Origin of the sequence: Blautia sp. MSJ-9 (assembly GCF_018919065.1) — a bacterium.
Taxonomy (GTDB): domain Bacteria; phylum Bacillota; class Clostridia; order Lachnospirales; family Lachnospiraceae; genus Blautia_A.
The window spans coordinates 1-12,664 of record NZ_JAHLQG010000055.1; the positions used below are offsets into that span (position 1 = coordinate 1).

General features: G+C 40.0%; 12 protein-coding genes and 1 pseudogene. 2 read left to right on the top strand and 11 right to left on the bottom strand.

Going from position 1 to position 12,664, the window contains the following annotated elements; genetic code table 11:
• Positions 1-164: 164 nt before the first annotated feature.
• Positions 165-263 (top strand): DUF6783 domain-containing protein, encoded by a 99-nt coding sequence (locus tag KQI87_RS17635; RefSeq protein WP_368208493.1) that lies wholly within the window; start codon positions 165-167, stop codon positions 261-263.
• Here the strand turns inward: KQI87_RS17635 and KQI87_RS16725 are convergent.
• The 10 genes and pseudogenes from KQI87_RS16725 to KQI87_RS15725 all read right to left on the bottom strand — a co-directional run bounded on the left by KQI87_RS16725 (position 242) and on the right by KQI87_RS15725 (position 9,285).
• Positions 242-583 carry a hypothetical protein gene (locus tag KQI87_RS16725; protein ID WP_253292563.1) on the bottom strand — a complete coding sequence of 114 codons (342 nt, stop codon included), beginning with the start codon at positions 581-583 and terminating at the stop codon, positions 242-244. The two genes, KQI87_RS17635 and KQI87_RS16725, sit on opposite strands and share 22 nt — an antisense overlap.
• A gap of 79 nt (positions 584-662) precedes the next feature.
• Positions 663-1,154 carry a GNAT family N-acetyltransferase gene (locus KQI87_RS15690; RefSeq protein ID WP_216460920.1) on the bottom strand — a complete coding sequence of 164 codons (492 nt, stop codon included), beginning with the start codon at positions 1,152-1,154 and terminating at the stop codon, positions 663-665.
• 20 nt (positions 1,155-1,174) lie between these two features.
• Positions 1,175-1,288, bottom strand: a pseudogene (locus KQI87_RS17415) (YbaK/EbsC family protein); the annotation flags it as partial.
• Positions 1,289-1,322: 34 nt separating this feature from the next.
• Positions 1,323-2,141, bottom strand: coding sequence for a TrmH family RNA methyltransferase (locus KQI87_RS15695; RefSeq protein WP_216460921.1), 819 nt, complete (start codon positions 2,139-2,141; stop codon positions 1,323-1,325).
• A gap of 26 nt (positions 2,142-2,167) precedes the next feature.
• Positions 2,168-3,127, bottom strand: coding sequence for a translation initiation factor 2 (locus KQI87_RS15700; protein WP_216460922.1), 960 nt, complete (start codon positions 3,125-3,127; stop codon positions 2,168-2,170).
• 9 nt (positions 3,128-3,136) lie between these two features.
• Positions 3,137-3,577 carry a DUF4869 domain-containing protein gene (locus tag KQI87_RS15705; protein WP_026650114.1) on the bottom strand — a complete coding sequence of 147 codons (441 nt, stop codon included), beginning with the start codon at positions 3,575-3,577 and terminating at the stop codon, positions 3,137-3,139.
• Between the two features lie 256 nt (positions 3,578-3,833).
• On the bottom strand, positions 3,834-5,135 hold the full coding sequence (locus KQI87_RS15710) for an MATE family efflux transporter (protein ID WP_216460923.1): 1,302 nt from the start codon (positions 5,133-5,135) through the stop codon (positions 3,834-3,836).
• Positions 5,136-5,323: 188 nt separating this feature from the next.
• Positions 5,324-6,688, bottom strand: a complete 1,365-nt coding sequence (locus KQI87_RS15715) for an MFS transporter (RefSeq protein WP_216460957.1) — start codon at positions 6,686-6,688, stop codon at positions 5,324-5,326.
• A gap of 113 nt (positions 6,689-6,801) precedes the next feature.
• Positions 6,802-7,830 carry a zinc-dependent alcohol dehydrogenase gene (locus KQI87_RS15720; protein ID WP_216460924.1) on the bottom strand — a complete coding sequence of 343 codons (1,029 nt, stop codon included), beginning with the start codon at positions 7,828-7,830 and terminating at the stop codon, positions 6,802-6,804.
• Positions 7,831-8,172: 342 nt separating this feature from the next.
• Positions 8,173-9,285 carry an ROK family transcriptional regulator gene (locus tag KQI87_RS15725; RefSeq protein ID WP_216460925.1) on the bottom strand — a complete coding sequence of 371 codons (1,113 nt, stop codon included), beginning with the start codon at positions 9,283-9,285 and terminating at the stop codon, positions 8,173-8,175.
• A 606-nt stretch (positions 9,286-9,891) separates the two neighbouring features.
• Between KQI87_RS15725 and KQI87_RS15730 the strand changes: the two genes are divergently transcribed.
• Positions 9,892-11,232, top strand: coding sequence for an MATE family efflux transporter (locus KQI87_RS15730; RefSeq protein WP_216460926.1), 1,341 nt, complete (start codon positions 9,892-9,894; stop codon positions 11,230-11,232).
• 58 nt (positions 11,233-11,290) lie between these two features.
• Here the strand turns inward: KQI87_RS15730 and KQI87_RS15735 are convergent, their stop codons facing one another.
• Positions 11,291-12,625: an MATE family efflux transporter gene (locus tag KQI87_RS15735; protein WP_216460927.1), complete on the bottom strand. Its 1,335-nt coding sequence runs from the start codon at positions 12,623-12,625 to the stop codon at positions 11,291-11,293.
• Positions 12,626-12,664: the final 39 nt, after the last annotated feature.

Below are 12,664 nucleotides of genomic sequence, written 5' to 3' on the forward strand. Positions count from 1 at the left end.
ACGGATGCAATGATCCAAATAGAGCTACGTCAGACCAATTACTCCCCTATATTATAATAAAATAAGTGCAGCTGTCAGAGTTAATTACTCTCCAACAACTACACTTTTATGGTACTAAAAAGAGAATACAAAATTTTTTGTTATTTTGTATTCTCTACATTAGAGTGTGTTTGAAAAAGCTTTCTGCAAAATATACTGCAAAGTGGGGCGTGCAGATTGCGGAAATGTTTTTCAAAACACGTTACATAGTGCAACAGAAATAAATATTCTCATGTAAACTGCATTTTGGATTAAATCCTGCATGGCAGTAAGGGCAGCTGCCTTTTTTGTATTCCTGAAGTGTAAGTTTCCTGCCGCAGTTTCCGCATAAAACAGGATAAACTTCTTCCGGTGTTGTTGCAACAAATGAATGGTCTTCCAGTTCATCGTGGCCGGAATAGCATGCGTAATATTTCCTGCATTGTTGATTCCTTTTCTGATGGGAATTGCGATCAGGACTGCAAGAACTGTGATCACAATATCCTTTGGAATAAATGCTGTTAAGGAGCATACTGCGATTGCCGGGATTTAAATACACACCCATTTCACACACCTGCTTTCCTGACAGATATTTTAATTTACCGTAACTATAAAAGTTCCGGTGCAGTAAAATCTTTTATGTTCTACAGCACATAATAATGCGGAATAATATCTTCATAATGTCCATCCGGCATTCTGAATCCCTGGGGAATTACGCCAAGTCTGTTAAAACCGATTCTTTCATATAAATGTAATGCATGGGTGTTATTTGCAACCACTGCATTGAACTGCATAACACGAAAGCCTTTTTCCTTCGCCTGTGCAAGGCAGTCAAGAACCAGTTTCTCGCCAATGTGTTCACCACGGACTTCTCTTCTTACTGCATAGCTGGCATTACAGATATGGCCGCATCTTCCTACATTGTTCGGGTGTAGAATGTAGAGACCGACAATTTCTTTGTTGTCAGTGTTTACTGCGATTCCTGTATAGGTCTGTTCTTTGAAAAAAGCATCTCCTGTTTCTTCTGTCAGGTTCTCTTCCTGCGGAAATGCTACACCATCCTCTACTACCTGATTCCATATTGTAATGGCTGCTGTTACGTCTTCTGTCTGATATTCTCTGATTACAATATCCATTCTTTCCTCCATTTTCCATATCATACCATGAACGATCCGTTTTCTTTTTCTTTACACACATCCACCCATCCGTTTGCCTCTGATACCTGTTCCGGTTCCGGGATTGTGAGCTTTACTGCACTGTGATCATTGCCGAAGACATTTTTTCATTTCCTCCTGAGTTATATCTTATCTGTGTCCCAGCTCCCAGAATGCCACTGCACTTGCTGCTGCCACATTCAATGAATCTACTCCGTGGGACATTGGTATCTTTACTGTATAATCGCAATCTGCAATGGTCTGTGATGCAAGGCCGTCACCTTCCGTTCCGAGAATGACTGCCAGTTTTTCTTCTGACCGGAGTGCTTTGTCATCAATTCCTACAGAATCGTCACGCAGAGCCATTGCCGCTGTTTTGAATCCCAGATTTTGCAGAATCTTCATTCCATCCTGTGGCCATACAGTTTTTTTATCAAAATATGTCCAGGGAATCTGGAATACGGTTCCCATGCTGACTCTGGCTGCACGTCGGTAAAGCGGATCACTGCATCCGCCGGTCAGAAGTACTGCATCCATATGGAGAGCTGCCGCTGAGCGAAAAATAGCTCCGATATTTGTAGGATTTACAACATTTTCAAGAACTGCTATGCGGTTGACGTTTCTGCAGATTTCCTCTACAGATGGCAGTGGATTTCTGCGCATTGCGCAGAGCATTCCTCGAGTAAGAGCAAATCCGGTCAGTTTGACCAGAATTTCATATTCCGCAGTATAAACCGGCACATCCGGATATTGTTTCAGAATTTCCCTTGCTTCTCCTTCCAGATCTTTATACTCCACCAGAAAAGAAATTGGCTGATATCCTGCATTCAGGGCACGTTCAATCACCTTCGGACTCTCCGCAATGAAAATTCCCGGTTCCGGTTCATAGTATCGTAAAAGCTGCACTTCAGATGTTCTGGCATATACATCCAGTTCCGGCGCAGCGAAATCTTTTATTTCATTCCACATAATAAAACCTCCAAACCGAATATCCTTCACCACTGAATAGCTTCTATACAATTCAGTATTTTTTCTTTATTTTTAGAATGTAAATATGTTTTATTTATAGCAGATTTTCTATACTGCAAATAAGAATTTTTTGTTTTTTCTATAAGTAAGTTTGTAAAAAATCTTTCCCAGCTGAAATATTTTTTGCTATCAATAAATAACTCTGGAGTTTCTAATATCTTACGAATTTCTCTGTCATCAATCAAACCTGATTTTAATACAATCCATTCAAATGATTCCGGTAAATATAAATGAATATTTTTCTTCTTATGTGAAATTTCATATAAACCATTCATCTCAGGTCCGATTGCTGCTCCATCGGCAATCACACATACTTCCCTGTTTTTCACATTTTTTATCTTTGAAAAAATATTCGACTTCCCACCTGCACTTTCACACTCAAGATTCTTTTCATCCGAAATAGCTTTGAAAAACTCATATCCGGAATTGGAATCTTCTACAATAAACAACTCAGGTTTTATGGGAAATTCCTGGATATCTGAATATATCCTATACATTTGTTGATATATTTTCTTTGTATTCTGATATCTCCCAGATGCATATAGTCCATATATTTCCTCGACACTATATGGAAGATTATAAAGATTTTCTCTGGTAATCAATACAAAATAATTGTCTGAGCCACGTACTTCCGATGCAAATTCTTCCGTATTAATAAATGCATTTTCTTCGTCTATAAAAAATATTGTCCCCGCTGTGTTCTGCAAGATTAATTTCCAGCTGACACCCTCCAGAATTCTGCATGGAACATTTGACAGCACATCCACTCCACTGGATTCACCAAGATTTTCTGCCTGTCGTAACATATTGATCAATGTTGTTTTGCCTGTCGCACTGTCCCCTTGAATAATTGTAATGTTACGTTTTATTTCGAATTCATAATGAAGCTTATTGTTACGTACAATTACTTTATATTTTCCTTTCATTACTTTCACCTATACATATTCAACAGCAATATCAATAAATTCTTCCATATTATGAACGATCTGATCTTTGTTTAAAATTTTAATCTCGAATTCGTTATCTCCAAAATCCATGATATGACGCAGATTGACTATCAGTTCTTTTTGTTTTCCAATTTCCAGAATCCATTTTGCACAGTTATTTCCACAAGCAGATGCATTAAATATCCGGCCACTGTCATCAAACGCCATCAAGATTAAAGTTTTTACTCCTCCTGATATTTCTTTTACAGAAATAGGCCCTAATACAGGACTTTGAATCAGCCGTTCACTGACCACATCTGACTTGTCTACATCTTTTATCATTTTTACAGACAAGGGATCTGTGATCCATTCATCTTCGTATCTATTATCAAAGTAAGTTGGCGGATGGTAAATTGCTTCTTTCATTTCTCCCAGATAAATGTTAAGCATTAGTTTTCCCCCTGATTTGGTTTATTTATGGTTTTTATAATACCTTATTCTACCTCTTTTCACAACCCATCAAGACCACATCCCGGCAAATTAATTGTTACTGAATTATAGCAATTCCATAAAAGGCTATAGCAATCCTCGTAAATAATGCATTTAAGACAGTGTGAAAGACAATGAAGATATCTGCAGGCGTGCTGACGCACGGCAAAGATATCTGACGCAGGATTTCACGCTCTCTGCTTTACTTGTTATAAGTTCAGACAACTGCCATTCTTTTTCTTCTGTCTTTATATGCCAGAAACAGAATTGTCAGAAACGTAACTGTCTCCGCTGCAAGAAGAGAGATCCAGATTCCATTTAATCCAAATAATTTCGCAAGTATAACTGCGCAGATAACAATGGCAACAATTCCTCTCAGGAATGAACCGACAATCGCGATTTTCGGTTCATCTACTGCCGAGAAATATGCCACCAATACAACATTGATTCCTGCCACTATAAATCCAAGGAAATACAGACGCAGTCCTGTATGTGCATAATTCAGCAGCTGAACATTGTTTTCACTGTTGAAAATGCCAATCAGCGAGTCAGTTGCTGTCCAGATAATCAATTGGATCAATGCTTCTACTGCAAGACATACAAGCAGGCTCCATTTCAGAAGTTTTTTTACCTGAGTGGGCTGACCTTTTCCGTAGCTTTCACTGATCAGAGGCTGTGCTCCCTGGGCCAGACCGTTGAAAATTGCAAATGCCACGATAGAAAGATTTGCCACAACTCCATATGCTGCTACACCTACATTTCCTGCAATTCCCAGGATCAGGAAGTTAAATACAATGGCGATCACACCGGAAGACAGTTCACCGACAAATGCGGAAACTCCTAGCTGACAGCAGGAAATCAGGTGTCTGAATGACGGTTTTTTCCAATGGAATTCTACATGGTTTCTGCTGCTCCTGTAGTGTGTGGCACAGACGCTCATTGTTACGATCGGACAGATTGCAGTAGCAAGTCCTGCTCCGGAAAATCCCAGACCGACAGGAAACATGAATATATAATCAAATATAATGTTAAAGATACTTCCACTGATGGAACCGATCATTGCAATAGAAGGCGCTCCATCGTTTCTTGCAAATGCAGTAAATGTATAATTTGACATGAAGAATGGTGTTGCAATCAGAATAATTCTCATGTAGTTTCGTCCAAGTCCGATCAGTCCGGCATCTGCACCCAGCAAAGCCAATGCTTTGTCCGGAATGAAGATTCCAATCAGTATAAATGGAACTGCAGCCAGTATACTCCAGGTTACTGACTGTACAAAATAATGATCTGTATTTTCTCCTTTTGCCCTGCTTATGGCATACCTGGTAGCAGAACCAATCCCAATCATAGCCCCAATCGCATAGATCAGTCCATAAACCGGCAGAATCAGGTTCAGAATTGCCAGTCCGTCAGCACCGGAATATACAGATATAAAGAAAGTATCTGCCAGAACATAAACGGAAATCCCGATCATTCCGGCAACACTCTGGGCTACATACCTGGTGAATCTTTTCAGCATAATACTTCGCTCCTTCGTTATATTGTCAGCATTGTCTTTCTTTCATCTGCAGACTTATCTCACCATTATACCCATATAAAACAAAAATGCAACCACAAAACTCCAGACATAAAAATCTCCTTAAGCAGATTTTTTAATGCTGCTCAAGGAGACTCTGTTGATATTCGCAATTCACTTCACGACACTCTTTATTTTATCCTGTTTTTTTTCAGGTCTTCTACGATTTCATTGTAACGTTTTTTGTTCAGACGGTAGAAAAACAGTACAATTGCTGTCACTATCCATAAAATTCCCGGAATTGTAGTAAAGGAATGTCTCATAATACTGAGGACAGCCGGATTCTGTACCTGATTTGCCACATATCCATATTTTCCAAGAAGTGCTGCAAGAAGCGCAGTTCCTATTGCCATGCCAATTTTATTTCCCAGTGACACAAATGCATATTGAAAACCATCATTTCTTAATCCCGTTTTCCACTCTCCGTATTCTACGCAATCGGGAATGATCGCATAGATTGCAGTGTTAAATCCAGAGAAAAAGAACTGTGTAATTCCTGCAAGTGTATAGAACGCTGCCGGTGTTTCTTTTACATTGAAGAAGAACATACAGAGCATGGAAATTCCGGTAAAAAGGGCAAAAATAGATGCAGTTCTTCCTTTATTGTTCAGTTTGCGGAATACAGGCTGGAAACATGCAGCACCGATAATGGATGGAATGATGATGCACATGGAATATGTAGTATAGTAGGATGCATTTCCCTCTACATAAGTGAAATAGTATAAAACATCTGCATTTCTTCCATAAAGTGTAAATCCGAATAACACCTGTCCGATTAATGCCAGAATATATGGGCGGTTCTGCATCACCGCTCTTAACTGCACTTTTATGGATATTTTTTCTTTTTCCGGCATAATCACCTGCTCTTTTGTTTTTGCAAAACAGAAGAAATGACAGGCTGCAAAAATACATCCGTATATGATTGCTACCAGTAGGTATCCGGTTTTAGCACTTTGACTGCCAAGTTTTCCAATCAGTGGAACTGTAATGATATTGATAATTCCAATTGCAACCATTGCAGATACTGAACGTGATGTATTAATCTTTGCACGTTCATCGATATCCTGTGTCATTGCTCCACAAAGGGTGCCATACGGGATATTTACACAGGTATATCCAAGTACCAGCAGACAGTATGTAATTACCATATAAATAACCTTTGATCTGTCCGACCAGTCCGGATGTGCCCAGAATGTCATAATCAGAAGCACGGCCGTGATCGGAGCTGCAATGAGAAGCCATGGACGATAACGTCCCCATTTTGTTTTGGTTTTATCTGTCAGTCCACCCACGATCGGATCATTGATCGCATCCCAAAATCTCGAAAACAGCATCAGGGCAGAGACTGCTGCCATACTGATTCCGAATACGTCTGTGTAAAAAATCATGAGAAAATTACTGACGAACATCCAGCTGAAATTACATCCTACATCGCCAAATCCATATGCGATTTTACTGATCAACGGAACTTTTACATTTTCGTTTTTACTCTCCATAATTCCTCCTGCCTGCTGCCATCCTCCGTCTTTCCGTTTACTCATATCTTCTTTACAGCAGTCTTTTTTATTATATCTTTGTCTTACATAATGCTTATGATCAGCAGGATATTTTATTTTTCCTGCACATTGATAATCACTTTCATTGTAGTCTCACGGTTATCGTCAATGTACTGGTATGCTTTCAGATAATCTTTAAATGCAAATGTCTTAGAGATCAGCGGTCTTAAATGCACTTTTCCTTCATTCACCAGTCTGATTCCATCTACATAATCATCATGTCTGTACATCATTGTGCTCTTGATATCAAGCTCATGATCATTTGCAACTGCCAGATCGATCTCAGCCATTCCTGCAAAAACTGCAACCAGCACAATCACGCTTCCTTTTCTTGCATATTTGATCGCCTGTCCCATTGTAATGTTATTTCCTGCACAGTCATAGATAACATCTGCCTTATCCGGTCCAAAGGCTTCTACCATTGCTTCCCCGAAATTTTTATTCCTTGTGTTGACACATACGTCAATTCCACACTCTTTTGCTTTTTCCAGACGGAGATCACTGACATCTGTGATCATAACTTTAGCTGCTCCCATCCCTTTTGCAGACTGCGCTACCAGATTTCCGATCGGACCGGCTCCTATCACCACAATATTCATTCCCGTTACATCGCCCATCTGTTTAACACCATGAACAGCTACTGCCAGAGGCTCGATCATTGCCCCCTCTTCATAAGACATATCTTCCGGTATCGGTGTTACTTTTGATGCATCAACTGCAAAATACTCGGATGCAGTTCCTGTTGTCTGGAATCCCATTACTTTCAGCTCTTCACAGAGATTATATTTTCCGTGACGGCATGGATAACAATGTCCACAATATACCTGTGGCTCAATTATTACTTTCTGTCCCACATGAAATTCTGTTACTGCATCACCTGTTTTTACCACTTCTCCTGATACTTCATGTCCCTGGGTTACCGGATATTTTGTAAAAGGATGTTTTCCGTGATATACATGGATATCAGAACCACAGATACCGATATTCATAATCTTAACCAAAACCTGGTCGTCTTTAATCTCTGGTACGGGAACCTCTCTGAAAATAATTTCTCCTGGATTTGTCATAACCTGCTGTAACATAATATTTTCCTCCTTATTTGTTGAATGTACTTTGAGCCTCTAGTTATTTATTAACTTTTATTAAATATTTTATTAAAGTAATTACATTATTATTCAAATCGCTAAATTTGTCAATAAACATTTAAAAATATTTCTCATTTCTACCAGTTGCACAAAGTAAAGATTTTATTTTTATGCAGATGTTACTATAACACTCCTCATAATTATCTGCTGAATTCCCGCACAATAACAAAATACCCTGATCACAACCTTTCTTTGTTGTAATCAGGGTATTTTTTATATTCAGATATTTGTTTAATATGGTATATCAGCAGATCATCAGTGATTCAAGAATGCTATCGGCTATATCTTTCCGATAAAATCCTGCAAGAAATGCTTTGCTGCACCTACAGCTGAGGCTTCTTTCTTATAAGAACAGTTTTTCAGATATCTCAGATCATGATCAAATCCATTATACTTCATTACTTTTTCCCCAAGAGGTATCATATAATCTGAGAGATATCCACCCATTTCACCTCCAAGAATGATATCCATATCATATGCCATGCGCAGATTTGAAATCAGAACTGCAAGATAATCAAGATACTCTTCCCATTTTTTCTCTGCCTTTTCATCATTGTTTTGAAGCAGCTGCATAAACTGTTCCACAGAATCCTTTGACTCACCAACAAGTGCGCCTGCAGCGCAATAAGCATCTGCACAACCTGATTTTCCACAATAACACTTGCGGCCCTGAGGTACAAGTATCATATGTCCAAATTCTCCGGCCTTCTGATTTTCTCCGGAAAACAAATTTCCCCCTATGCAAAATGCACCGCCAAGAGTCTGATTCAACGAAAGGTAAATTGCATTCTGATAGATGTTCATATCTTCTGCCATCATTGCCGCATTGGCATCATTTGAAAAATAAACCGGGACAGAAAATGCCTGTTCCAGGAAACTGAGACTATAGTTTTCAAGTTTCAGTGCGTGGGATTTTATCACCAGTTTCTGCTCCTGATTAATGATTCCCGGAATAGAGATTCCAACACCCAGAAGCTTTTCTTTCTGTTCTGCATCATTCATATGATCCAGAAATTTCGCCGCATAATCTGCCACCTGACTGCAATATGACATATCAGATACAAATTTCAGACGGATCCGCTCTGATTTCACAATCTCATACTTCAGATTTACCAGCACCATTCCCAGATGATTTGCAGTGATCACAATTCCCATTGCATAACGATAGGATGGATTGATTCCAATACTTTTAGCCTTTCTTCCTCCTGTGGATTCATATTCTCCAGTTTCTATTATGATACCTTTTTCCAATAAATCTTTTACATTAGACAGAACTGTTGGCATACTCAGATTCAGTTCTTTGGATATTTCCACTTTTGATGTGGATTCTCTATTTATAATATAATTTACGATTTTTGATTTCGTGGCAAATTTCTTTTCCTGTCCGCTCATTCTGTTTCTACTTTCTTTTATTAATGTATTTATAAAAGAATGATACCTGTTATTGTCATATTTGTAAATAGCCATTGTCTCTGCAGAGTATATTGCTTTTTGCAATTGAGGCAGGGGACTTAACTTATTCAGCTGATTCAGTTAATATATCTACAATAACAGAGTTACTGTTCACTCCGTTCTCAGTAACACGCTTCGCGATGCACAGAATTTATGCTAATCGCATAAATTCGCGCTGTATGTCTCGGGATTTTGGCATGTTCATGCCAAAACACCTCGCGGGATAGTGGCGTGTGAACAGTAACATAACAGATAAATTTATATCATTCTGATGAAATATTATATTTCATTTTTCACGTTAATGATATAAAATTATCGTAACTGTTCAGTACCTTCACAGTTACGAGCCAAAATGCATTAAAAATCACCTGCGGTGATGGCATTTTGGCTTGTATGTCTCGGGATTTTGGTACTTACGTGCCAAAACACCTCGCGGGATAGCAGACTACTGAATAGTTACAAATTATTAATGTAAATATCAGGGCATATTCGAATAATCATTTCTAAACTTTTTCAAATATGCTCAGGAAAGGAACTTTTATACTAATGAAAACCAAGATCCAGGATATGACCTCCGGTTCACCGGGACGGTTGATCATTCTTTTTGCAATTCCCCTGATGCTGGGGAATATCTGTCAGCAGCTTTATACAATGGTGGATACTATGGTCGTTGGCCAGATTGCAGGTGTGGAGGCTCTTGCCGCACTGGGTGCTGTTGACTTTCTGATGTGGGTTGTCACAGGAATATCCACAGGACTCACTCAGGGATTTTCTATTCAACTCTCCCAGTATTATGGGGCAAAGGATTTTGAAAATCTGCGTAAATCTTTGGCTCACAGTTACCGGCTGACCGCATTCATCGCAGCCGGAGTATTGATTCTCAGCCAGTCATTTGCTTCGTTGGTATTAACAGGGCTGCATACACCTTCCAATATTATCGGAATGTCTCTGTTATATCTGCGCATCATTTTCTGTGGAATCCCCGCCACAGCAGCCTATAATATGTTCGCCTCTGCTCTAAGGGCCATGGGAAACAGTAAAACACCGCTGACCGCAATGATCATCGCATCTGTGCTGAATGTCTCACTGGACATCCTTTTTGTGGCAGGCTTCAGATGGGGTGTGGCAGGAGCAGCAATCGCAACTGTGATCGCACAGAGCTTCTCCGCTGTTTACTGTTTCCTGATTTTACGCAGAATTGATATCGTTCATCTGACCAGAGCAGATTTTATGCCTGCCTCCGGCATGAATGCCCGCCTGATGAAACTTGGTATTCCTGTTGTATTCCAGAATATCATCATCGGTGTGGGCGGTCTGGTAGTCCAGTATGTGATCAATGGCTACGGTTTCCTTTTTGTGGCAGGATTTACAGCTACAAACAAGCTTTATGGTCTGTTGGAAATGGCAGCTATTTCCTATGGATATGCCATTGTTACCTATGTGGGTCAGAATCTGGGAGCTGGAAAGTTTGACAGGATCAAGAAAGGCGTCCGCAGCAGTATGCTGCTTTCCCTGCTTACCTCACTGATCATTTCTGCTGCCATGTTTTTATTTGGAAAAAATATTCTCTCACTTTTCATCTCAGGTGAACCGCAGCAGACGCAGGAGGTACTGGCAATTGCTTTTAAATACCTTTCTATTATGGCTGCCATGCTTTGGGTTTTGTACTTCCTGTACGTGTACAGATCTGCACTTCAGGGGCTGGGAGATACCTTAATGCCTATGGTAAGTGGTATGGCTGAATTTGTCATGCGTATCAGTGCTGCACTGATCCTTCCCCATTTCATCGGACAGGACGGTATTTTCTTTGCAGAGATTGCAGCATGGAGCGGAGCCACTGTGATCTTATGCATCAGTTATTATGCACGGATGCATAAATATCATTAAAACAAAACAGGCACATAGTCCCGGATATCCGGTATATGTGCCTGTGAAACGTGTAAAATTATGTAAGATTCTTAATCCATTTATATTTCTTATAATGTTTATAAACCACCGGCAGTTTAATAATCTCGTCCAGATTGAGTACAAAGTAGACAACCATAACCGGCAGTTTCAGGATAAATGCGCAGATGCATCCCAGAGGAACGGTGATGCACCACAAAGTTACGGAATCACACAACATTCCAAATTTGGAGTCTCCGCCTGCTGCGAAAATTCCGCCTATTGTCATACAGTTTACTGATTTTCCTGCAATATAATAGGAACAGATCAGCAGCATTTTTTGCAGATATCCGCGGGCTGTCGGGGTGAGATCTACCATTTTTGTGATAAATGGGGACAAGGCGATCAGGACAAGGCCTGATACAATTCCTGCAATAATCGCAGTTCTGGTAAGTGTTCCGCCTGCCTCCTTTGCTTCCTGCAGGCGGTCTGCACCAAGACGGTTTCCCACTATGATACTGCCTGCATTTCCAAGTCCGAGGCAGAAGCATACAACAAGATTTTTGGAAATATTCGCTATTCCATTGGCGGCAACGGCATCCGTTCCCAGATGTCCCATGATCACAGAATACATGGAAAACCCTATTCCCCATGCAAGATTATTGATCAGTAACGGAACGGCTTTCTGCCAGAAACGGCCAAATAACTTTTTTTCACAGCTTCTGAGACTGAATTTTACAGCTCTGATCCTGCACAATACATAACCAACACTCCACAGGAACTGCACAACTGTTGCAAGTACGGTTGCCAGTGCAGCACCTTTAATTCCCATTTTCGGGAAGCCGGACAGTCCAAAAATGAAAACAGCATTCAATACGATATTGAGAATTACCATAACCCCATTGATCAGGGTACTCATATTTACTGCACCACAGTTCTTCATGATTGCCAGAAAAGTCTGTGCAATTCCCGAAAACACATAGGAAATGCCAATCACCCTTAAATACTCACTTCCCAGAACGATCAGAGTTTCCTCATTTGTCAGGATTCTCATGAGCTGTTCCGGAAAGAAAAGGCTTCCTGCCAGAAATACCACTGCAATACATCCGCAAATCTTTGTCACAAGGCTGAACACCTGGGAAATACCTTTGTAATCCCCCTTTCCATAATATTGTGCCACAAACATATTCTCGCCTGCCATAAATGCAAACATAAACAGATTAAATACAAAAGTAACCTGTGTGGCCAGTGATACGGCTGACATGGCATCCTGACTTAACTTTCCCAGCATGATCGCATCACATGCTCCGACCAGGGCTGTCATGAACTGCTGAAGTGCGATCGGAAATGCCAGCCTGACTATTTCTTTTCTTAAACTTCGTTTACGCTCATCCATTATCTTTTTTGCTCCTGTATAAAATATTAGTGATACTCA